At 31.4% G+C, this 24,167-nt stretch carries 21 protein-coding genes; 5 read left to right on the top strand and 16 right to left on the bottom strand.

Annotation, left to right across the window (positions count from 1 at the left end; translation table 11 throughout):
* The first annotated feature begins 3 nt into the window (after positions 1-3).
* From G4L40_RS06195 to G4L40_RS06185, 3 genes are all read left to right on the top strand, one after another.
* Positions 4-558 (top strand): hypothetical protein, encoded by a 555-nt coding sequence (locus G4L40_RS06195; protein ID WP_166236330.1) that lies wholly within the window; start codon positions 4-6, stop codon positions 556-558.
* Positions 559-588: 30 nt separating this feature from the next.
* Positions 589-3,300 (top strand): DNA gyrase/topoisomerase IV subunit A, encoded by a 2,712-nt coding sequence (locus G4L40_RS06190; RefSeq protein ID WP_166236329.1) that lies wholly within the window; start codon positions 589-591, stop codon positions 3,298-3,300.
* Between the two features lie 110 nt (positions 3,301-3,410).
* Complete coding sequence (locus G4L40_RS06185; RefSeq protein WP_166236328.1) at positions 3,411-5,084, top strand: formate--tetrahydrofolate ligase; 1,674 nt, start codon at positions 3,411-3,413, stop codon at positions 5,082-5,084.
* A 48-nt stretch (positions 5,085-5,132) separates the two neighbouring features.
* Here G4L40_RS06185 and G4L40_RS06180 read toward each other — a convergent pair whose 3' ends face one another.
* The 8 genes from G4L40_RS06180 to clpB all read right to left on the bottom strand — a co-directional run bounded on the left by G4L40_RS06180 (position 5,133) and on the right by clpB (position 13,900).
* Positions 5,133-6,653 (bottom strand): hypothetical protein, encoded by a 1,521-nt coding sequence (locus tag G4L40_RS06180; protein WP_166236327.1) that lies wholly within the window; start codon positions 6,651-6,653, stop codon positions 5,133-5,135.
* 13 nt (positions 6,654-6,666) lie between these two features.
* On the bottom strand, positions 6,667-7,809 hold the full coding sequence (locus G4L40_RS06175; protein ID WP_166236326.1) for an ABC transporter ATP-binding protein: 1,143 nt from the start codon (positions 7,807-7,809) through the stop codon (positions 6,667-6,669).
* A 5-nt stretch (positions 7,810-7,814) separates the two neighbouring features.
* Entirely contained in the window at positions 7,815-8,375 is a 561-nt protein-coding gene (locus G4L40_RS06170) for a GNAT family N-acetyltransferase (protein ID WP_166236325.1), read from the bottom strand.
* Between the two features lie 18 nt (positions 8,376-8,393).
* Positions 8,394-8,996, bottom strand: coding sequence for a DUF2238 domain-containing protein (locus G4L40_RS06165; protein ID WP_166236324.1), 603 nt, complete (start codon positions 8,994-8,996; stop codon positions 8,394-8,396).
* A complete protein-coding gene (locus G4L40_RS06160) occupies positions 8,996-9,502 on the bottom strand; it encodes a DUF4199 domain-containing protein (protein ID WP_166236323.1) in 507 nt (168 codons plus the stop codon). Before G4L40_RS06160 ends, G4L40_RS06165 begins: the two co-directional genes overlap by 1 nt.
* 158 nt (positions 9,503-9,660) lie before the next feature.
* Complete coding sequence (locus G4L40_RS06155) at positions 9,661-10,449, bottom strand: energy transducer TonB (protein WP_166236322.1); 789 nt, start codon at positions 10,447-10,449, stop codon at positions 9,661-9,663.
* A 31-nt stretch (positions 10,450-10,480) separates the two neighbouring features.
* Complete coding sequence (locus G4L40_RS06150) at positions 10,481-11,167, bottom strand: DUF4919 domain-containing protein (RefSeq protein ID WP_166236321.1); 687 nt, start codon at positions 11,165-11,167, stop codon at positions 10,481-10,483.
* A 141-nt stretch (positions 11,168-11,308) separates the two neighbouring features.
* On the bottom strand, positions 11,309-13,900 hold the full coding sequence (gene clpB / locus G4L40_RS06145; protein ID WP_166236320.1) for an ATP-dependent chaperone ClpB: 2,592 nt from the start codon (positions 13,898-13,900) through the stop codon (positions 11,309-11,311).
* Between the two features lie 141 nt (positions 13,901-14,041).
* Here clpB and ytxJ point away from each other — a divergent pair, with 141 nt between their 5' ends.
* Positions 14,042-14,428, top strand: coding sequence for a bacillithiol system redox-active protein YtxJ (ytxJ, locus tag G4L40_RS06140; RefSeq protein ID WP_166236319.1), 387 nt, complete (start codon positions 14,042-14,044; stop codon positions 14,426-14,428).
* A gap of 66 nt (positions 14,429-14,494) precedes the next feature.
* Here ytxJ and G4L40_RS06135 read toward each other — a convergent pair whose 3' ends face one another.
* From G4L40_RS06135 to G4L40_RS06110, 6 genes are all read right to left on the bottom strand, one after another.
* Complete coding sequence (locus tag G4L40_RS06135; RefSeq protein WP_166236318.1) at positions 14,495-15,079, bottom strand: hypothetical protein; 585 nt, start codon at positions 15,077-15,079, stop codon at positions 14,495-14,497.
* Positions 15,080-15,138: 59 nt separating this feature from the next.
* On the bottom strand, positions 15,139-15,711 hold the full coding sequence (locus G4L40_RS06130; protein WP_166236317.1) for a DUF6705 family protein: 573 nt from the start codon (positions 15,709-15,711) through the stop codon (positions 15,139-15,141).
* A 75-nt stretch (positions 15,712-15,786) separates the two neighbouring features.
* Positions 15,787-16,386: a DUF6705 family protein gene (locus G4L40_RS06125; RefSeq protein ID WP_166236316.1), complete on the bottom strand. Its 600-nt coding sequence runs from the start codon at positions 16,384-16,386 to the stop codon at positions 15,787-15,789.
* An 11-nt stretch (positions 16,387-16,397) separates the two neighbouring features.
* The gene (locus tag G4L40_RS06120) at positions 16,398-17,876 is read right to left on the bottom strand and encodes a hypothetical protein (RefSeq protein WP_166236315.1); all 1,479 of its coding nucleotides are present in this window, start codon (positions 17,874-17,876) and stop codon (positions 16,398-16,400) included.
* 172 nt (positions 17,877-18,048) lie between these two features.
* Positions 18,049-19,230 (bottom strand): hypothetical protein, encoded by a 1,182-nt coding sequence (locus G4L40_RS06115; protein WP_166236314.1) that lies wholly within the window; start codon positions 19,228-19,230, stop codon positions 18,049-18,051.
* 164 nt (positions 19,231-19,394) lie between these two features.
* The gene (locus tag G4L40_RS06110) at positions 19,395-20,420 is read right to left on the bottom strand and encodes a M28 family metallopeptidase (protein WP_166236313.1); all 1,026 of its coding nucleotides are present in this window, start codon (positions 20,418-20,420) and stop codon (positions 19,395-19,397) included.
* A 328-nt stretch (positions 20,421-20,748) separates the two neighbouring features.
* Here G4L40_RS06110 and G4L40_RS06105 point away from each other — a divergent pair, with 328 nt between their 5' ends.
* Positions 20,749-22,008, top strand: coding sequence for an aminotransferase class I/II-fold pyridoxal phosphate-dependent enzyme (locus G4L40_RS06105; RefSeq protein WP_166236312.1), 1,260 nt, complete (start codon positions 20,749-20,751; stop codon positions 22,006-22,008).
* 50 nt (positions 22,009-22,058) lie between these two features.
* On the opposite strand, the gene G4L40_RS06100 is transcribed toward G4L40_RS06105, so the two are convergent.
* Together G4L40_RS06100 and G4L40_RS06095 are read right to left on the bottom strand one after the other, a co-directional pair.
* Complete coding sequence (locus tag G4L40_RS06100) at positions 22,059-23,177, bottom strand: GTP cyclohydrolase (protein WP_166236311.1); 1,119 nt, start codon at positions 23,175-23,177, stop codon at positions 22,059-22,061.
* A 1-nt stretch (position 23,178) separates the two neighbouring features.
* Positions 23,179-24,147, bottom strand: coding sequence for a transporter (locus G4L40_RS06095; RefSeq protein WP_166236310.1), 969 nt, complete (start codon positions 24,145-24,147; stop codon positions 23,179-23,181).
* Positions 24,148-24,167 lie beyond the last annotated feature (20 nt).

The raw sequence follows: 24,167 nt of genomic DNA, 5'->3' as shown, positions 1-24,167 counted from the left end.
ATTATGAGATATTTAGTTTTGTTATTTATACCCATTTTCTTTTTTTCGTGTAAAAGCGAAAAAGAAGAAGCAATTGAGCTTTTTGCAAAGGAGGTTACGAAAGTGAAAATTTGGTCATATCCTGCAAGGGGTTTATGGGACGTTGAAGATGGTAAAGAAAGACAAGGAATAAAGATTCTAAACAATAAAGTCGAATTAGATACGACAAAAATAATAGACAACGTTGAATTGAATGGAAATCAAAAGAAGGAACTTTTTGCACTTTTGAAAAATGATATTTGTGGTAATTCAGGAACTCATGCAGCATGTTATATTCCAAGACATTTAATTCTTTTTTACGATAAAAATGAGAAATTAATTGGGTTTTATGAATTCTGTATTGAATGTGGTGGAAGTGTTGAAGCAGAAAGACTAAAAAATATTCCTGCTTTTTGTGTAGAAAAGGGAACTGAAATGGAGCAATTATTAAAAAGTTTTGGTTTAAAAATTGCAAGTGACAAATCACCTGAAATAAAAGAGATTGAAAAAGAATTAGGCAAACAATTACTCGGAAAATAAATAATATACTGAAAATAATTCAGCATAAAAATGAAAGACGAAGAAGATAACATCATCCCAGAAGACGACAATTTAGAAAATCAAGACCAGCCTCAAAAAGAGGAAGGTTTTGAGGATATTCATGTGTCAACGGGACATCATTTTTACGAAAACAACGAAAATCCAGAAGATACCATTACCAAAGTTACAGGAATGTACAAAGATTGGTTCTTGGATTACGCTTCTTATGTAATTTTAGAGCGTGCCGTTCCTGCGATTGAAGATGGTTTCAAACCCGTACAACGTCGTATCATGCACTCCATGAAAGAGTTGGATGACGGTCGTTACAACAAAGTGGCGAATATCATTGGGCACACCATGCAGTATCATCCTCACGGAGATGCGAGTATTGGAGACGCAATGGTGAACATCGGACAAAAAGATTTGTTAATTGATTGTCAAGGAAACTGGGGAAATATCCTAACTGGTGACGGAGCCGCAGCACCTCGTTATATCGAAGCGCGAATTTCAAAATTTGGTCACGATGTATTGTTTTCGCCAAAAGTTACCCAATGGCAATTGAGCTATGATGGTCGTAAAAACGAACCGATTCATTTGCCTGTAAAATTTCCATTGTTGTTAGCACAAGGTGGCGAAGGTATTGCCGTAGGTTTATCGACTAAGGTTTTACCTCATAATTTCATTGAGTTAATTGATGCGTCGATTAAAATTTTGAAAGGAAAACCATTCACTTTATTTCCTGATTTTCCAACTGCCGGAATTGCCGATGTTTCCAACTATAATGATGGAATGCGAGGTTCTCGTGTACGCGTGAGAGCTAGAATTGCACCTTTAGATAAAAATACTTTGGTGATTACCCAAATTCCGTTTTCAACTGATACTACCAAATTGATTGATAGTATCTTGAAAGCCAATGAAAAAGGAAAAATCAAAATTAAGAAAATTGAAGATAATACCGCTGCTGAGGTTGAAATCCTGATTCACTTACAACCTGGAACTTCGCCAGACAAAATGATTGATGCGTTATATGCGTTTACTGATTGTGAATTGTCTATTGCACCGCTAGGTTGTGTGATTGAAAATTGCAATAAGCCTTTGTTTATTGGGGTTTCCGATATTTTGAAGATTTCTACCAATCGTACGTTGAATATTTTAAAACGCGAATTAGAAATTCAATTAGACGAACTCGAAGGTAAGTGGCATTTTGCGAATTTAGAGAAGATTTTCATTCGTGAAGAAATGTACATCGACTTCAAATTGTATTCGGATAGAGATTCGCTTTACAAATACATGTACGACCGATTTGAGCCTTTCAAAAAGATTCTAATCCGCGAAATTGAAGACGATGATTTGCAACGTTTGACGCAAATTCCAATGATTCGTATTACACGATTTGACTCGGATAAAGCTGACGATGCGATTGCGAAATTGGAAGCCGAAATCGAACAAGTGAAATACCATTTGGATCATTTGATTGATTATGCAGTAGATTATTTCACCACTTTAAAAGACAAATACGGAAAAGGAAGAGAACGTTTAACCGAATTACGTAATTTCGATAATATTCAAGCAACGAAAGTAGTATTGCGTAACCAAAAATTCTATGTGAATAGAGAAGAAGGTTTCGTGGGAATGGGTTTGAAAAAAGACGAATATGTAGGCGAATGTTCGGATATTGATGATGTTATTGTTTTCTTACGCGATGGAAAAATGATGGTGACCAAAATCGACGATAAAAAGTTTGTTGGAAAAGACATCATTCACATAGCGGTTTTCGATAAAAATGACAAACGTACCATTTACAATATGATGTATCGCGATGGTAAAAATGGTTCTACATTTATCAAACGTTTTAATGTTTCTGGGGTAACTCGTGATAAATTTTATGATTTAACACAAGAAAAACCAGGTTCAATGGTGTCGTATTTTTCAGCGAATCCAAACGGAGAAGCCGAAGTGGTTACGATTTTATTACGACAAGTAGGAAGCGTGAAAAAACTGAAATGGGATGTCGATTTTTCGGATATTGCCATCAAAGGAAGAGCTTCTCGCGGAAATACGGTTACAAAATACCCTATCAAAAAAATCGAACTAAAAGAGAAAGGAATTTCTACTTTACGTCCGAGAAAAGTTTGGTTTGATGATACCGTACAACGATTGAATGTTGATGGAAGAGGCGAATTGTTAGGTGAATTTAAACCAAACGACCGTTTGTTAATCGTCAACCAATCAGGGAAACTGAAAACAATAATTCCTGAACTTTCTACACATTTTGAAGAAGACATGATTGTGTTAGAAAAATGGAATCCAAATAAACCGATTTCTTGTATTTATTTCGATGGAGAAAAAGACAGATATTTTGTAAAACGTTTCTTAATTGAAAACGAAAATAAAGAGGAAATCTTCATTACCGAACACGAGAAATCACAATTAGAAATCGTTTCTACCGATTGGCGTCCAGTGGCTGAGGTAGTTTTTGCTAAAGTGAAAGGTGTTCAAAAAGAAAATCAAGTAGTGGATTTAGAGCAGTTTATTTCTGTGAAAGGAATTAAAGCTTTGGGGAACCAATTGACTACAGATAAACTGAAGCAGATTAATTTATTAGATCCGTTGCCTTACGAAGAAGCATTAGAAGAACCAGAAACACAACAAGAAGCTTCTGATGATAATGAAAGTACTGATATCACAGATTTCAATATCGAATTAGACGACGACGGACAAATTACGTTGTCTTTAGAATAATTTATAACCTGCAAGGTTTTTTACTTTGCAGGTTTTTTTTATTGATTTTTATCATTTTTCATTCCAAATAAAACACTTAATTTCGTTCCAAATTAAAACACAACTCTTAAATGTCAACATTTCCATCAGACATTGAAATTGCGCAAAACGCAATGATGTCTCATATTAAAGATATTGCCAAAAAAATCAACATTTCTGAAGACGATTTAGAATTTTATGGCAAGTACAAAGCCAAATTACCTTTACACTTACAACAAGAAAACCCAAAAGGGAAACTGATTTTAGTTTCTGCAATGTCACCAACAAAATATGGAGAAGGCAAAACTACGATGTCGATTGGTTTAACAGATGGATTGAATTACATCGGTAAAAAAGCGATTGCCGTTTTACGTGAACCTTCACTTGGGCCAGTTTTTGGTTTAAAAGGTGGTGCTGCTGGTGGTGGTTATGTGCAAGTGTTACCAATGGAAGATATCAATTTGCATTTTACTGGCGATTTTTCGGCAATTGAGAAAGCTAATAATTTGCTTTCTGCTGTGATTGATAACAATCTGCAAAACACGAAATATTCTTTAAATCTTGACCCAAAATCAATTGCATGGAAACGTGTAATGGACATGAACGACCGTTCTTTACGTCAAATTATTATTGGAGTAGGAGCGAAAGCGAATGGTACCATGCGTGAAGACGGATTCAATATTACACCAGCTTCGGAAGTGATGGCGATCTTGTGTTTGGCAAAAGATTTAGAAGATTTGAAATTCCGTTTAGGAAATATATTTGTTGGAAAAACGTTAGATGGAAAAGCTATTTTCGCTCGAGATTTGAATGTAGTAGGAGCCATGGCAACTTTATTGAAAGATGCAATTAAACCAAATTTAGTTCAAACAATAGACGGAAATCCAGCGATTTTACACGGTGGACCATTTGCCAGTATTGCGCAAGGAACCAATACTGCTATTGCTACCAAAATGGGCTTGTCATTAAGTGATTACGTAGTAACAGAAGCAGGTTTTGGTGCCGATTTAGGTGCTGAAAAATTCTTGCATATCAAATGTGAACAAAGTGGTTTGAAACCAGATGCTGTGGTTTTAGTAGCTACGATTAGAGCCATTAAACACCATGCGGGATTAGCTGCGGAAGATTTTAAAACGGAAAACGTAAGTGCTATTGAGAAAGGTTTCTGTAATTTGGAAAAACACATTGAAAACATGCAACAATTTGGATTGAATCCTGTGGTTTGTATCAATGCTTTTCCAGATGATACGCAAGCGGAATATGATAAATTGAAAGAGCTTTGTGCTACAAAAGGAGTAACTGCTATTGTTAGTACTGCATTTGCTCAAGGTGGAAAAGGTTCGGCTGAAGTAGCACAAAAAGTAGTTGAAGAAATTGAAAAAGGAACAGCTAATTACCAACCATTGTACCAACCTTCTGACAGTATTGAGCATAAAATTAATGTGGTAGCCAAAACGATTTATGGAGCGAATTCGGTAGAATTTTCTCCAAAATCGAAAGCACAGTTAAAAATGATTAATGATTTAGGATTTGGTCACTTTTCAATTTGTATGGCAAAAACACCAGCGAGTTTTTCTGACAATGAGAAGTTAATTGGTCGCCCATCGAATTTTGATATTACCGTTCGTGAGTTTGAAATTGCGAGTGGTGCAGGCTTTATTGTGCCGCTTTTAGGTGAAGTAATGCGAATGCCAGGTTTACCAGCGGTTCCAAACGCAGAACGAATTGATATTGATAATAATGGTGTGATTACTGGATTATCATAAATAAAAAAGCTCCCAAATTTGGGAGCTTTTTTATATAAACTATCATGTTTAATTTTCTGCAATTCCTTTCCAGTTTCTAATGATTTTTGATAAAAAGAATAGGATTATTATTGATAAAATAAAATTTATTGTAAACATGTGAACAATGTGATAATTTAACCAATCATATAATTCTCTATTTTCAAATTGTTGCAAAGCATAATTGTCGTAATAGTCTGGTCTATTTGCTTCAATTATGATAAAGTATGTAATAGGAATTATAGTTGCAAATGACCATAATAATAAATTCAATGTAATTCTGCTTAATTGTAAATTTTTCTTTTTATAACATATGATAAAAAAGTAAAGGATAATTGCTAAAATAGTTGGTATTATTAAATAAAAATACAACATGTCAGCTCTTGAAACCACAGTAAAAATCCCATATATTATATTGATTATACCTGTAGTAACACTAGCAATTAACCAACTTTTCCCAGAGGTTGTTCTAAATGAGAATATTAATAAGGATAGTCCTAAAGCACCATACAAAAGGCCTAAAATAATTTCAATTTTAAAAAAGGAATCTGTATGTGCTTCAGATACAGTGTTATATTTTTCTTTTAAAACGTCTTGTTGCGCAAAATATTTTGAGTATTTTCTTTCATATTCTGGAACTGCAACTGCTGTTTCATAATCATTATAATAGTAAGAATTTTCGGTTTCATATTGCTTTAAGTAAGGTTGAATGTATAAAAATTCATCAAATTTAGGCGCTTTATATACAATGTCAAACCATTTATCTAAAGTTAGATTAGTTGCTAAATTATGCTCTCTAATTAAACTTAAATAATTGTCCATTAGCTTTTTAACTTCAGCTTGATCGTTTTGATGCAACCAATTTTGAACTTGTATTTTATTTAGCGAATCTTGCTCTCTTGAAATTACAGTAAATTCATATGTATTTCTATTTAGTAGCGAAAATTGATTGTATTTTTTTTCTTTGAAAGTGATGTAATCTTTATTAAAATAATAATAATTTGAATCTCTGCTAACTCCTATTTCACCGGTTAAATATCTATTGTATTCTTCATCATTTAATTTTGATTTATGTATTGAATCTAATTCTGTATCTTCAAAACTTCCATCAATAAACATATCAGCAGTAGCAATAGTTTTGCAACGATTTGTGGTTTCTTCAAGCGAATAATAACTTTTTTGATGCAATTGTTTCCCAACTGAAAATGGCAAATAAAACGTAATAAATAATGTACTAATAATAAATATTTGTAACCATTCGTAGAATAAACTATATTTTGATTTGCTGTAAAATGATTTTAATGAATTGTTTTTAAAGTAGTTAACTAACCATAATATTGTGATTATTATGTTGATTAATACACCAAACATAATAGATATTGCTTCTATATCAATATTGTTTTTGTTTGAAAAATCAATAGTTCCGTCTAAATAACCTAATCCAAAAAAGATGATGTGAAGTAGTAATCCAATTGCAATCATAGGAACAAATTTGGTATTCCAAAGCAATGGATATTTTAATAATAATTTTTTCTGTATATCTTTAAACATGATTTTTATTTTATTAGTTCACAAAAAAACGGCGGGTTGAATTTGAAATGTTTCGCATATAAGTCATTGGAATAGATTGGTTTATGACCACTTTCAAGAAATCATTCATTTCAATTTTTTCTGGAAAAGTAGCGATAAATGTACCGCCATTTTGTTCTAAAGAAATTACTTCTAAAGATGAAAAAGCTTGTTTTAAATCGCTTAAATTCAATGAACTTTCAAATTCGATAATGCAATTTTTCGCCACATCATTTTCGGAATTCAAGTTCTTTTGTGAACCACGTTTTAAGAAAACCACTTGATTTGATGTTTTTTCCACTTCGTACAATTGTTGCGAACTCAACACAATAGCAATTGGTCTAAAAGCCGAATTAGCAATGTTTCTAAAATCGTCTAAAATTGTTTGTTGTGCCAAAATATCTAAGTTAGCTAAAGGTTCATCAATTAATAAAATCTTTGGCTTACGGAGTAACATTCGAGCCAATTCAAAACGCATTTTGTAGCCAGATGATAAATTATTCCAGTAATGTTTTCTGAATTTTCGCAATCCTAAACGTGTTATGACTAAATCAACTACCAAATTATTTTCTTCTGGCGAATAGCCGTAGCAGCTTGCAGTGAACTCTAAATTTTCATACATAGAACCACGCCAAGTGTCAGTTCGTTGTGGAATGTAAACTAATTTAGTTCGTAAATCATACAAATCATCATACAGGAATTGGTAATTTATGGTTCCAGATGTAGGATGTAATTCGCCACATAAACTACGAAGCAAAGTTGTTTTTCCGTTTCCATTTTCACCCACTAAACCGATGATTTCACCTGTTTTGATGTCTAAATTTATTGGACCCAAACCAAAAGAAACATTGTATACTTTTTGTAGATTTTTAACCGAAATAATGGTTTGATGATTGTGACATTCTTTTTTGCTTAAAAACGAGTGAAGTTCATCTAACAAGATTTTTAAACGAGTTTTTTTATCATCGTCTTCTTTTTCATTATTATCTAGCCAATTTAAAAATTCATTGGTTTTTGTATAAAAATCAATGTTTTCGGTATCTAAAGTAAAATCGATTACTCGTTTTATGGTTTGATTAAAGTCATTAAATTTGAGAAGTTCTTGAACTTCGCGGAATTGTTTTTCAAATTCGGTCATATATTTTATTTTATAAAATTTCGTTTTAATAAACCATATATTACGGTATCGGTAAATTCGTTGTTATAATAAAAATTCTCTTTAAAATGGGCTTCTTTTTCAAAACCAGCTTTTTGTAAAACACGTTCCGAAGCTTTATGCCTTGAGTCAATTACCGCCTCAATAGAGTGAAAATTTAAGGAATTGAAAGCAAAATTTAATAATGTTTTTACCGCTTCAGTTACATAACCTTTTCCCCAATGTTCGGGTGCAATCATGTAACCTAATTCAGTTCTATAATGTTCTGGTTGCGTTCTGTAAAAACCCATAATTCCGATGCATTTGTCACTTCCTTTTTCGGTTACAGCCCAATTGATGTCAATGTTTTCGTCTATTTTGTCGTTAATGATTTTGATGTGATTCAAAGCATCTTCAATACTTGTAGCCAATGGTCTTGGAATAAACTTCATAGTTTCTGGATTGCCTCGAAGTACTAAAATTTCTGGAGCATCATTATCTGTTAGCTTTCTAAAACGTAAACGCTCTGATTCTAGTATTGGAAAAGGAGAGAAGTTGAGTTGTAACATTTTATAGTTTGTATTTTGTTATTGAGTTTGCTCTTGAATTGCTTTATTGTGTTTCTTGCTAAAGAAAATCAGCATACAAATTGCACCAATAGTTGCATATAGCATATCAGATTGTGTGTCCCAAACATAGCCTTGTGTTCCTAAAAAAGCATCACCACCTTCACCTGTACAAATCGAAACGCCCCATTCTAACCATTCATATGCAGCACTAATTGCCAAACAGATTGCAACAACAATGAAGTTGAAAAATTTTTGGTTTGAAACGACCTTTTTACGAATGAATAATTCTCTCACAATCATAGCTGGAATAAAACCTTGAGCAAAATGACCTACTTTATCATAATTGTTTCGGCTTTGATTAAACGTTTCTTTTATCCATTCAAACGGTGGAACTTCAGCGTATGTGTAATGTCCGCCAAGGAATAAAATATAGCAATGAATGAGAATGAAAAAATATGTAAAATTGGTAAATTGAAAACGTTTAAAAGTAAAAGCTAGAATAGCAAAGCCTATTGCAGCAGGTAATACTTCTAAAAACCAAGTAAAATATTCCTTTGGATTAATTCCTGAAAGGATTAGTCCGATGAAAAATAACGGAATAAAGATTTGTGGTTGTTTCATTAGAATAGGTTTGTTTTTTTCTTTAAAAATAATGCGCTTATCAATGAAAAAACAATTCCTAAAGGTAAAATTTCCATATATGTAAATAAGATCACCCAAATTGGATTCTTGTACATTTCTTTAAAAGAGTTCATTTCTTCGGTTACTTTTGCAACTTCTTCTGGACTTGCTTTTTGAATAGCCATATTAGTATAATGTTCGGCAAAATTTGGGAAATAATTATAAAGTATAATTAGCCAAACTAAAACGTAAATTGTTGAAATAATGAGAGTTATAAAAAAACCGGTCTTAAAAGCTTTTCCAAAAGAAATTACTCCATGATCTGCATCTCGCTGTTGTTTAATTCCCCATATCACAAAGAAAAAAGCAAGAATCATCCCAGAAAATCCAACCATCATACTTACTTCTTTTTCTGGATTTGCTTTCATATATATAGTAACAAATGCCAGTAATGCAGAAACAATAATGCTTCCAAATAATGCGTTTTTTAATACAATCTTGTTCATAATAATGCGTTTTTGGTTAGTTATTCAAATTTAGTAATTTATAATTAGAAACTTGTTTAACAATGAAAATCATTTTACTTAACTTAATGTTTTTTGATAGACTTTAAGGCAAAAAAAATCCTCAAGATTATTGAGGATTATATATGTTTTTTTGAAAATTAATCTTCAATAATTGCAACGTTTATTGGGATAATATATGAGCAATTAACTGGTTTACCATTTGAATAAGCAGGAATAAAAGTTATATTTTTTTTAATAATACTCATAACACGAACAGCTTCCATGTCATATTCAAAATAACCGCTAGAGCGTAGAATATTTTTGGTTTCTAATTTTCCGGTTTTATTGATGTTTAGATTAAGAAAAAGTTTTAATTGAGGAACACCAATAGTTCTATATTCAGGTACATTATAATTATTTCTAACTTTATTTAAAATGATATTTTGAAAACATTTGTTCACATCTAATTCAGAATTGATGCACGATTCATGAGATGGAGCGGATTCAATTATTTTTGTCTCTTCAACTTTTGTCTCTTCAACTTTTGTAGTCTTTGATTCATCAGTTTTCTGTTTATTTGAAGCGGTTTGCTTGGTTAAAAATGGTTTGTATAAAGAATCAATTTTTTGTAATCGGTATATATAATAGTTATCTAATAACTCAAATTCTTTTTTATTTAATTTTAAGGCATAAAAAGCGCTATTATTTTTACTAATTGAGTTATATAATTCAGACAATTTTTCTATACTTGATTGTAAAGAATCATTCTTGGTAATTTCTTCGGAAATTAAAAAATTTTCAATTTCATCAAAAACAATATCTTGTGTTGCAAAAGCTTTAGCTAATTCTTTATTTTTTATTTTTTTTATGTCGTTTATTACATTTTTTTCCTGCGCTATGGAAACGATTGATATGGCTAATAGGACTAATAAAAATAGTTTTTTCATAATTTTAATTGGTTTTTTATTAAAAGAGATATTAATCTTTAAACATATTTTCAATGTTTTTGATACTTGGACTAATGTCAAAGTATAATCCATCTATTTTAAACTTATTTTCTTTTACTTTGAGATAGTCATATTGACCAGCAATGAGACTTTGGCTGCCACCAAATTCGAAACCAATTATATTCAAAATATCATATTCGTGTGAAACATTAATTACGTAAATAGCATTTTCTTTGCTAGTACCATCACCACTACTTAAAATAGCATCTACAATTATAGTAAACTGAGTTAGTTTTTTCATATAATTATCTTTCTCTTGCATTTTTTCATAAGCATAGAGTTGATAATTTAATACTCTTAAGTCAAATGGATTTTCAGATAAAATTTGATTACCAAATTCTATAATTTTTTTAAAATCATCTGTCGAATAATCTTCTTTATTTAGAATATTCATTAAACTATCATTAGCCTTATTATGATAACTGCTTGAATATTCTTTTTGAAAAGAAAAGCCATAATATAAATGTCTTTTTTCTTCTAAAGTCATAGTAGAATCTGAAGAATTGAATTTTTCTTTAAGTTTTTCATAATAATAACTTGAAGATTTTTTTTCAATTTCTTTTTCAATTTTGTTATAGTTTGGTTTTTCAAACTTTAATTCTTGTGAATAAGCTGTAAAAGATAGAATTGTCAATACGAGGGTAAGAAGTTTTTTCATAATATGATTTTATGTAGTAAACCTAAATAAAAAAATCATTTTTTTCAAGCTTTAGTTGATAAAAAAAAGTCCCAATAGACATAATAATCTATTGGGACTAACTAAACAAACCTAATTTATGAAAAAAACTACTTACTTTAATTAGTTTTGGTTTCTGAATACCAATTGCCCATCAAAACTATCTAACAAAATGATGCTGTCAACAGTAACTTTACCAGCCAAAATTTCTTTAGAAAGTTGATTTAGCACTTCTCGTTGAATTACTCGTTTTACTGGTCTAGCACCATATTGTGGGTCAAAACCTTTTTCTGCCAAGTAATCAATTGCTTCAGGCGTGGCATCCATTGTGATTTGCTGATGTGCCAACATTTTAATAACACTTTTTAATTGTAAGCCAACAATCTCTTTGATATTTGCATTGGTTAGAGGTGTAAACATTACAATTTCGTCAATTCTATTGATAAATTCTGGACGAACAATTTGTTTCAATAAACCCAAGACTTCTACTTTTGCAGCTTCTGTTGCGGCATCAACAGAACCCTTTAAGTTTTCGAATTTCTCCTGAATTATACCACTTCCCATATTAGAAGTCATGATGATAATTGTATTTTTAAAATCAGCCACACGACCTTTGTTATCAGTTAATCTGCCTTCGTCCAAAACTTGTAATAAGATATTGAACGTATCAGGGTGTGCTTTTTCAATTTCATCTAACAATACTACAGAATATGGTTTTCTTCTTACAGCTTCTGTTAATTGTCCACCTTCATCATAGCCCACATAGCCTGGAGGCGCACCCACTAATCTGCTAACTGAATGACGCTCTTGATATTCACTCATGTCAATTCTGGTCATAGCGTTTTCATCATCAAATAAATATTCGGCTAAAGCTTTGGCTAATTCTGTTTTACCAACACCAGTTGTTCCTAAGAATAAAAACGAACCAATTGGTTTTTTCATATCTTGTAATCCTGCACGACTTCTACGAACAGCATCGCTCACGGCTTCAATAGCTTCTTCTTGTCCAACAACTCTTCTGTGTAATTCTTCTTCTAAACGAAGTAATTTTTCTCTTTCGCCTTGTAGCATTTTCATTACAGGAATTCCTGTCCATTTTGCTACGACTTCTGCAATATCTTCGCGAGTAACTTCTTCTTTAATTAAAGAAGTTCCTGCTTGGTTTTCTGCTAATTGAATTTGTAATGTATCTAAACGCTCTTGTGCTTCTTTGATTTTTCCATAACGAATTTCGGCTACTTTTCCATAATCGCCATTTCGCTCGGCTTGTTCGGCTTCGATTTTGAAATCTTCAATTTCTTGCTTTACATTTTGAATATTATCTACAACATCTTTCTCTGATTTCCATTTGGTGAAAATTTCGTTGCGTTCTTCTTTTAAGTTAGCTAAATCTAAGCCAAGTACTTTCAATTTAGTTTCATCATTTTCTCTTTTAATAGCTTCAATCTCGATTTCTAATTGCATGATTTTTCTATCCAAAACGTCTAATTCTTCTGGTTTTGAATTGATTTCCATGCGTAATTTTGAAGCCGCTTCGTCCATTAAATCGATAGCTTTATCAGGAAGAAAACGATTAGTAATATAACGTTGCGAAAGTTCAACAGCTGCAATAATAGCATCGTCTTTGATGCGCACTTTGTGATGTGTTTCATATTTTTCTTTAATACCACGCAAAATAGAAATCGCACTTTCGGTATCTGGTTCATCAACCATTACTTTTTGGAAACGTCTTTCTAATGCTTTGTCTTTTTCGAAATATTTTTGGTATTCGTCTAAAGTGGTTGCGCCAATGGCACGTAATTCACCACGAGCCAAAGCTGGTTTTAGAATGTTAGCAGCGTCCATAGCACCTTCGCCACCGCCAGCACCAACTAAGGTGTGAATTTCGTCTATGAAAAGTACAATGTCACCTTCGGCAGAAGTTACTTCTTTCACTACAGCTTTTAGTCGTTCTTCAAATTCTCCTTTATATTTTGCACCAGCAATTAGCGCACCCATATCTAATGAGTAAACAATTTTGTCTTTTAGATTTTCGGGAACATCACCGTCAACTATTCTATGTGCTAAACCTTCAGCAATGGCTGTTTTACCAACACCAGGTTCACCTACCAGCATTGGATTGTTTTTGGTGCGACGTGTAAGAATTTGTAACACTCTTCTAATTTCTTCATCACGACCAATTACAGGATCTAGTTTTCCATTTTTAGCTAATTCGTTTAAGTTTTTAGCATATTTATTTAAAGAATTATAAGTTTCTTCGGCAGAAGCAGAAGTTACTCTTTCGCCTTTTCTCATTTCGTCAATGGCTGCTTGCAAACCTTTTTCAGTTACCCCTTGGTCTTTTAAAATTTGTGCAACTTTGCTTTTTGATTTGAAAATAGCTAAGATCAAATGTTCGATAGAAACGAATTCGTCGTTCATTTTTTTGGCGATGATTTCTGCTTCAGTTACTGTGGTTCCAGCCTCACGAGAAAACATAATATCACTGCCAGCAACCTTCGGAAAACTTTGAATAGTGCTGTCTAATACTTTTTTGAAAAGATCTACATTTACATTGAGTTTTTTCAAAATGAAAGGAGTTACGTTTTCATCGACTTCCAAAATCCCTTTGAATAAGTGTTCGTTTTCAAGCTGTTGTTGCCCAAAACTTTGTACAATTTGCTGTGCTTGTTGCAAAGCTTCTTGTGATTTGATTGTGAATTTATTAATGTTCATGTTTTTTATTATGTTGTAAGTTGTTTACTTTTGTTTAGAATTGGACAATATATGTTCCAAAGTAAAAAATCAGACAATTTGACTTGTTTTTAAGTGATTTGTTAAATAAATCAGGTCAAAATGTCTTAAAACGAGACAAAAATGAGTTTTTTGAAGAATGTTTTTGGGGCTTCTGAAGAAGAAAAACCAAACAATAAGATGGAATGGAATCAATTAACGGCTATGGATCAATTAGATTTAATTGTTTCAATGTCAGAAGAAAAAGCAGTTTTAATTTTTAAACACAGTACGCGTTGTAGTATCAGTAGATTTGCTTTAAAACAATTTGAAAATGATTTTAATTTGGAAGAAAAAATAAATCCTTATTTTTTAGATTTATTGAATTATAGAGCTATTTCTAATGAAATTGCAATCCGATTTAATGTACAGCATCAATCGCCACAAGTATTGTTAATTAAGAATGGAGTAGTTGTTTATGATGCATCGCATAGTGATATTGCTGTTGAAGATTTGAGATTAATTTGTTAACGTTTAAAAAAAGTATTAGATATATAAAACTAAAAGCGGCTTATGTTTTATAAACCGCTTATTTTTTTATTGTCTAGTTAATATTAAATCTCCGGTTGGTAGAAACATAGGTATGTCCTCCTGATTTTCATATGGGCAATCAAAAAAGTACGCATAACTTATTAGTCTAAATTGATTGTAATGCAGTTGATTTGGATTTCCTGATACTTTATAAAGTTGAAAATCAGCAGTATTATAACAATTTTGAGCGTCTACGTATGAAAAAGAACCGCCAGATTGAAGAGAAGTTAAGAAAATAGTATAATCCTCATAATCAGTTGCTGCTAAATTATCATAAAGAGTTATACCTGTAGCTAAATCAACCACCTTGAATTTACCTTTTAACATATCGCTGTAGCTATAATCACCTCCAGACTCATATTGAAACAAATGCTGTGTAAATTTTACAAATTCAAAAGTATATTTTTTGTTGTTTAAAACACCCTCCCAAGTATCTACATAAAAAGGTAGTTCATTGTCTAAGTCTTTCATGTAAACCCCATTTGCATAATCACTTTCTATGCTAGATAGTGGTACAATCATAGTTACTTGGCAATTTACATTTACTGTAAATAATAAAAGCGATAATATTTTAAGTGTGTTTTTTATCATAACATAAATGTACAAAAAAACAACGACTTTTAGAATTGTAAAAGCCGTTGTTGAAAATTTTACAGTTTTGTTAGTACTACATTTGTAGGGATTGAAAAGTCTAATGGTTTTGGACCTAAGCTCGGGTTTCTGTATGTTTCAAAATCATGCAAATACCATTGTAGCTGTTGTTCGCCATTAGGACCTATTTGCAAAGTTAACTCAGCCATACAGCTTTTGTTTTTGATGTAATCGTTTACAATCATACCCAATTCATTTATGTCAGGATATGAAACACCTCCTTGCATTTGGGCAAAATCAACCCAAGTTGCTGGGTCAATTGTAAAACTGGTTGTAAAATTTAGCTTATCAACTAATACATTTCCGTTTTCTTCATAACGATATCCCCCAAGTATTAAATCTGAATAATAATTATCATTTGGTGCTTTCCAGTATTCTACTTTTTGAAGTTTGATAGTAAAAGTTGAAGTACCATTTGTCCATTGCCAAGTACCCACAAAATTGTCATAAACGTGTTCAGTATCTTTTATGTAATTATTATTCTTTAAATGTTTCTGTTGAAAATTAGATAAAGGATAAGTGCTTTGTGCTTTGCAACCAATAGAAAGCAAGAGTAAAATAATTATTTTCAATTTTTTTATCATAACATAAATGTACAAAAAAAGACAACAACGATTTTTATAATTTAAAAGTCGTTGTTGTATGGATTATTGTTTAATTAAAGTGTACCAACCATACGGAATTGTAGTTTCTGGAATTATTTCACCATCTCTTTTTCTTACACCAGCATATCCTATAAATATTTTTATAGCTTCTTGATTTGCTACTGTTGTTTTTTTGAAAATAATGTACCCAGCCCTACCTATAGAAGGATTTGGATCTTTAAAACCTAGATATACCCTTTTTTCCCCTGGTGCACAATCTGTACAGTTCAATCTTTGTGGAGAAGTAAGTATAGTATTACCAGAAATTGTATGTCTTTTTTCTTTTCCATAATTTGCATTTATTTCTGATAATGTATTTGCTTTTTCAACACCATTTTTTACATATTTTATTTCTCCAACCAAAACATCTTCATAATACCTACCTAAAAATTGGAATGTTATTTTGCGTAATTCAATTTTTAACGTGTCCAAACCATTTGAATATTCCCAAACACCTTCATAGTTATTAAAGACACTATCTATATCTTTATAATAGGCTCCATTTAATCTTGAACCATCTTTATCTTCCAAATTAATAATAGGAGTTTGAGCATTAATTATACAAAAGTTTAACAAAAGTAAAAGTGTTATTATTTTTTTCATAATTTATTTTTTTAGTTACAAGGTGAATTATTTACAATGGAGTTGGCAGAAACAGGTTCAGTTAGTGATAATTTGGACCAATTAGTCAACGTACTATCTGCTTTATATAATGAAACACCATAGTTTGAAAATTTTTTCAAAAAAGCTCTTTCGCTATTTGAATCCGATGAATATACTTCTTGCATCATTTCAAGTAATGCGGCGTTTTTTTCACTATCATCACAATCTGCCAATTCGGGAATATTCCAGTCGTTTTCAATTTGAAGTTTCAGTTTTACAATATTATCAACCTTAATACAATATACATCTCCATTTGAACTTACAATCATATTAAAAACAAGCCCTTTGTTTCTGGCTGTTGCTCCCTGATAAAGACTGAGTAAATTATCGACATCTTGCCAAGAAAACATTGTGTCAGATCCAAAAGGGTGGGTATGTATGGAACCATACCAAAATCTTCCAAAACTTACTGGAGCCGTATTACCATTTCCAACTTCCCATAAATGTTCGTAATTATCAGGCTGATCTATTACTCTTGTTATTTTAAAAGAAACGCTTCTTTCATCAGGTTCATTTAAAAATGTTTTTAAAGAATCTATTATTGGTTTTATGTTTTCTCTATTTGAGACAAATTTATTTTTCAAATCTGTACAAGGGTCAATTTCTTCTTCCTCCTCATCCAACTCTAAAACAGGAGCTGTTTCTATAGGGTTATTGCAGTTTCCACAATTATTTGGAGGGGTTGAAACACTTCCAGAATTGTTAGAACTATCTGTTCCGCCACCAGAGGTGTTGTCTGCTGTGCCAATGTCATTTCCTGCATCTTCTCCACCTATGTTGTCGCCCCAACATGTTACCACACAATCAATGGTTACATTGTTTCCTGTGCAAGAAGACCCTGGCGGATGTGGCACAGAATAAGGGCCACTCTCTGTTAAATCATGGCAAAGTATCGTACAAACTGAATAGCAATCTGATGATATTTTTCCTGTTGTACTCACTAATGCATCGTTATACACAATAGGTGTAACAGATTGCAAACCATTAAATGCAGTACCAGTAAAATAATTCATAGTATTTAATGGATAAAACGGCTGATAATTGATAATTGTAGCATTGATACTACCATCGTTTTCATATTTAATTACTAGGTTTTCAAATGTGTTAGCATCATCAATAGTTCTGTTAATCAAAAGGGTATAGGTTGTTCCGTTTTCTGATTGAACAATTTTAACGGGTTTATCAGCAATTGTAAACTGATATTGTTCTTCCATAACCGTTTTAGCGGCATTGTTTTTTTGAGCTTGCACTTTGTTGTAAGCTTTACTGAACTTTTGGTCTTTTAGTAAATCATTAAAACTTTTGTGCATAATTTTTACTTTGTTTTGATAAGAATTACTATTGGAGTAATCTTCTTCTAACGAACAAGACGCAATAATCATTCCAATTAGGAATAATAGTAGGGAGTTTTTTAAGAATTTTTGCTTCATATAGTTTGGTTTATGAGTTCAAATTCAAATGTAAACTATCTTCATCACACTGCATTACAGATTTTCTGTACATTTTGTTAAAGTTTCATGGTTTGCTTTGTGTTAAAAATTTGAGAGCCTATTTAAGAGTATAAATTAAAAACCCCAACTCTTTAAAGGGTTGGGGCAAAATCTACCTTCTAAATTTATTATTAGTAATAATACCTTTTAGTTTGGCTTTTAAATCTTCGCCGGTGTCATAAACCATTTGTTCGTTACTTGGAAAAGGAACTGCTCTTCTATCAAAATATTGGTAATATGATTCTTCACAAGCGCGTTTATCACCATTATAATTAGCATAAATATAATCAAAAATAAACTCACTCGTTACTGGGAATGCGTCAATTAATTGATTGCTTCTAAAATCAATATAATCTACTTTAGCAGTTACTTGACATGATTTAAACTGAGTAAATTCATAAATACTAACAGTGATAGTTTTCATATTATCCACTTTAATTGGATTGCCCAAACTATCTTTTACTACGTTTCCGTTTGCATCGATTAGATTTTTTACGCCATCTTTGATTTGTTTCTCTTTGATAAACTGTTTTTCTTTAACTTGCTCAGGAGAAATTTTAATTTCTCTAAAGTTAACAATCATTCCAAAATCATAATTGACTCCTTTCTGACGGTTATTGTGGTAAACGGTCCATTTATCATTGATTCCATAGGTGCTAAAATCTAATAAGTCATCTTGTAGACGAACAGGAATTACCATATTGGTTTCATTTTTTGTATACACATGAACAAAATCTGTCCCTTTAAATTGTGCTTCATCCATTAAAGCCCTAACATCTTTATAATTTGGATTTAATTTATCTAAATAGGCTAAATCATCATAAGCTTGTCTAAAGTCCATTTTATTTTTAGAAGCTAATAATTTTTTAGCGTTTGCATATAAAAAACCCGAAAGATTATTTTTACTACTAATTAACTCATCAGAATAATCATCCATTGGGAAAATAGCATTTCGACCTTCTTTCAATAATTGAAGAGGTAAAAGAGGTTTGATACGTTCTTGACGGTTATTTAATTGTGTATATAAATTGTAGATTCTTTCGTAGTTAGAAGGATTGTTTTCTTTAATTAATAAATTTAAAGTTTCTAAATCGCGTTGTTTAGCTTTAGCGAATGCTTCTTCTAATAAATAGACATAATCTTGTTTGCCTTTTGCATTTTTATTGGTTCGTAATGCATCTATAGCATTAATAATTGCGCCATCATAATCGCCATTACTTAACATAGATTGTGTTTGTTTCACACCACATGAAACAATGATTAGTGATAAAAATAATAAGGTAATTTTATTCATAAAAAGGATGTTTTGACAAAGATAAAATTTTTTGGAGCAAATTCTTGCTGTTCGTTCTATCTTTTTGTTTTTAAAGAAAAAACAAAAAGGATGCCACTTCTATCAAGGCTAAAAAAAACTCCGAAAAAAATAATTTCGGAGTTAATATTTTTTAGATTGAATGATTATTTACCATCTCTATCTACTTTAATTCGTTCAGGTCGGTTGGCTAATTCCCATGCTAGTACAAATGCTAGTTGCGTTCTTTTAGCAAGAGCATCATATTCAATTTTGTCTGGTGTGTCAGAAGATTGATGGTAATCTGCATGAATACCATTAAAAAAGAAAATAGCTGGAATGCCTTTTTTAGCAAAATTATAATGGTCTGAACGATAGTAAATGCGCTCAGGATCTTTACGATCATTGTATTTATAATCTAATTCTAATTGTGTGTATTTTGCATTAACTTCTTCATTGATAGTGTGCAATTCGCTACTTAATCTATCAGAACCAATTACATAAATATAATTATTTGTATTTGGATGTAAAGTATCACGACGACCTATCATATCAATATTAATATCTGCAATTGTGTTTTTTACTGGAAATAATGGATTCTCTGAATAAAATCTAGACCCATGCAAGCCATGTTCTTCACCCGTTACATGTAAGAATAGAATTGAACGTTTTGGTCCAAATCCTTGTTTTTTAGCTTCGTTAAATGCTTGTGCAATTTCTAATAAAGCTACTGTACCAGATCCATCATCATCAGCGCCATTAAAAACTTCGCCGTTTTTCATTCCTACATGGTCGTAATGTGCTGAAATTACTAAAACTTCTTCTGGTTTTTCTGAACCTTCAATAAATGTCCAAATGTTTTCTGAATCATTTAATTTAGGAGCAAATCCACGTTTCATAAATTCAGAAGGTACTTTTTGATAGTAATCTGTTGCGCCAGGAGGAAAGCTTACTCCAATCTTCTTGTATTCATTAATTAAATATTCTCCGGCTCTTTTTTGACCTGGTTCTCCAGTATTTCTTCCTTCCATATTGTCATCTGCAATAATATAAAGGTGTTTGCTTAAATCGGCAGGCGTTATGGTGTTTTTATACACATTAACATCAACTGTTTTTGAAGCAGTTTTTTGAGTAGTAGAGCAACTAACTAAAAAAAGTGTAAGCCCAAGAGTGGTTAAAATAATTTTTTTCATGCAATTTTATTTGTACTAATAGACATATTGTTATGTTGTAAAAATATGTTTTTTATATTAGAAATAAAATTTTTTTAGATTTATTTGAGAGAAATTAATGAGGTATCTAATGTCATAAAAGTACAAAAGCCGAGGTGGAGCCCCCGACTTTTATGATGAACGTGTAACCACATTTCTGTGTCGTTCGGTGCAAATGTAAGGCCATTTATGAAATAAACAAGAAGATTTTCTAATTATTTTTATAGCTATAAATTTTCATACACAATAAATTATAATAAAAACTTTTTTCTTTATACTTTTGTCTCGTTTTTAACACCTATTAAATATCATGGTAAAAGATTTATTCGAAAGAATTCAGAACAATAAAGGTCCGTTAGGAAAATGGGCTTCACAAGCAGAAGGATATTTTGTATTCCCTAAATTAGAAGGAGAACTAGGACCAAGAATGCAATTTCAAGGGAAAAATATTTTAAACTGGAGTTTAAATGATTATTTAGGATTAGCTAATCATCCAGAAGTTAGAAAAGCAGATACGGAAGCTGCAATTGCATATGGAGCAGCCTACCCAATGGGAGCTCGTATGATGAGTGGACACACTAATTTTCATGAACAATTAGAAAAAGAATTAGCTGCTTTTGTAATGAAAGAGTCAGCTTATTTATTAAATTTTGGTTACCAAGGTATGGTGTCAATTATTGATGCTTTAGTAACTAAGAATGATATTATTGTATATGATGTAGATTCTCATGCTTGTATCATTGATGGTGTTCGTTTACACATGGGTAAGCGTTTTACATACAAACATAATGATTTAGAAAGTATGGAAAAAAACCTGCAACGTGCTACTAAAATGGCTACTGAAACAGGTGGAGGAATTCTTTTCATTACTGAAGGTGTATTTGGAATGCGTGGACAACAAGGAAAACTAAAAGAAATTGTAGCCATGAAAGAAAAATACAATTTCCGTTTATTAGTTGACGATGCACATGGTTTTGGTACATTAGGAAAAACAGGTGCTGGTGCAGGTGAGGAGCAAGGTTGTCAAGATGGAATTGATGTTTATTTTTCAACTTTTGCAAAATCAATGGCTAATATTGGAGCCTTTGTAGCTGCAGATAAAGATATTATTGATTATTTAAAATATAATTTACGTTCGCAAATGTTTGCAAAAGCGTTACCAATGATTCAAACAATTGGTTCGTTAAAACGTTTAGAATTGTTACGTAATTCATCTGAAATTAAAGATAAATTATGGGTAAACGTAAACGCATTACAAAACGGATTAAAAGAAAAAGGATTTAATATTGGAGATACAAATACATGTATTACACCTGTATATCTAGAAGGTTCAATTCCTGAAGCCATGATTATGGTAAATGATTTACGTGAAAATTATGGAATTTTCCTTTCAATTGTTGTATATCCAGTAATTCCAAAAGGTATCATTTTATTAAGAATGATTCCTACTGCTTCGCATACAATTGAAGATATTAATGAAACATTAACAGCTTTTGAAGCTATCCGTGAAAAATTAGTAAACGGAACGTATGCTAAAATTGCTGAAGCAAGTGTGCAAAATGTAGAATAGTAATTTATTTATTATATAATTAAAAAGGGATTCTAATTGAATCCCTTTTTTTATAACTCTTTTCTATACGTTCTTCTACGTTTATTAACTCTCGTGTTAAAGTTTTTCCATAGATTATGGATTGCATGATTTTCCTCTAATTCAGGTGTTCTTATACAAGTTTCAATCCCTTTGGCTTGACATACTTTATAATATTCGTCAAAAATAATAGCAGTTACACCTTTACTTTGATATTCTGGGGTAACACCAATTAAATAAAAAACTACTTCTTTTGAATGTTTTCTAGCTTGTAATAAATGGTAAAAACCAAAAGGAAATAACTTACCATTAGCTTTTTTTAGTGCTTGAGCAAAACCCGGCATTACTATTGCAAAAGCAATCATATTATCGTTTTTATCCATTATGAATTTTATAAATTCAGGATTGATAAAACTGATGTATTTCTTTTTAAAATAATTCTTCTGAATATCATTTATTGGAACAAATGATTGGAGTTTTGAGTATGTTTCATTAAACAGATCAAACATTTTATCCACATAAGGCATAATGTCTTTTGTCTTAGTAAAATTCAAAGACTTTAAATTGTAACGTTGTTTTACAAGTTCACTAAATTTCTGAAAAGTAGTTGGGTCAATGTTACTAAAAGAAAATATACTTTCTTGATATTCTTTTTCTTTTGCTAGTCCAAGTTGTTCAAAATGAGTAATGTAGTATGGTAAGCTATACCATGTAATCATATTTCCCATTTCATCAAAGCCTTCACTCAATACACCTACTTTATCTAAATTAGAAAAACCCATTGGTCCTTCCATGTGATCCATTTGGTGTTTTTTTCCTAATTCTTCAACTTTGCTTAAAAGCGCTTTAGTGACTTCAATATCATCAATTGCATCAAACCAACCAAAGCGAACTTTTCTTTTTTCTAATAGATTTACTTCTTCCCAATTGATAATTGCAGCTACTTTTCCAACAATTTTCCCGTTTTTATAGGCTAAATAGAAATGCGCTTCTGCAGTTTGTAGTGCAGGATTTTTAGTCTTATCAAAAGTTTCTAATTCTTCTGCAATTATTGGCGGAATCCAATATGGGTTATTTTTATATAATTCGAAAGAAAACATCACGTAATCTTTCATTTCTTTTTTGGTAAGTGCTTCTTTAATTGTTATCATTTTATTCTTCTACTGCATCTTTGCGTTTTTTTGCTTCTTTTTCGCCTTTTTTCTTCATTTTTTTATCCATTTTACTACCATTGTCTTTTTCTATTTTAACTTCTTTGTAGTTTTTGGTAAAACGCCATGAAAAACCAATTCCACCTGTAAAAAGATTTGGAGTTCCTTTTAAATTTTTTCCAATTGAAGCGTCAATTTGCATGTCTTTATTGAATAAATAGGCTGCACCCATTCTAAATACACCATCGGAATAATAATCGCCCATAAATCCTTGATTTTCAATAAAACCAGACCATTGTTTGTTGAAACCTCTTGTTAAAGTAAGAATGTAATCAATACTTGCAAAATCGGTTCCTATTTTATTATATGCAATGTTTGTTACTAAAACCCAACGACTTCCGAAATGATTTTGCGCTATCAACATTGCTTTTGGACTAATTTTAGGCTCTTCAATATCAACAGGTGCAAAATTGAACGGATTGTCTGAAAAGTTTAAGTTAACTCCTCCATAAACAGCAACTGCTGGAATCATTTGTCTCCATTTAAAACGATGGTTTGCTTTCCAGCTGTATAAGTTTGGCTTTTCTTCATAGTTTTTAAACGGATCGTAAACTAAATATTTTGCTCCAAACAATGTTTTTTTCAAAGCACTTCTGTTTTTGTCAATTATGTCTGAAGTATAGCTATCATTTTGATATTGAAATTCACCAATTAATTCTAATTGTTCAAAAAATAGTCCCCAACGCAAATCAAATTCAGCCATGAAACCACTAGCTTTGTAGTCTAGCGTGTTATGATTTTCATTTACATAATTTATTCCAGTTTCTGTTTGAAATACAGATTTTCCAACAGAAAAAGCCATCATAGATCTTCCAGGTCGGTTTGAGTTAATATCGTCAGTAAATTGAGCATTAGTTAATTGAAAGCTACTCAATAATCCTAGAACTAAAAGTGTTTGTAGAGACTTCATATAATTTAATTTATCTTCAA

Origin of the sequence: Flavobacterium celericrescens (assembly GCF_011392075.1) — a bacterium.
In the GTDB taxonomy this organism is placed as follows: domain Bacteria; phylum Bacteroidota; class Bacteroidia; order Flavobacteriales; family Flavobacteriaceae; genus Flavobacterium; species Flavobacterium celericrescens.
Note: the sequence above shows the minus strand (reverse complement) of the source record. Positions and strands in the feature narration are given on the sequence as shown.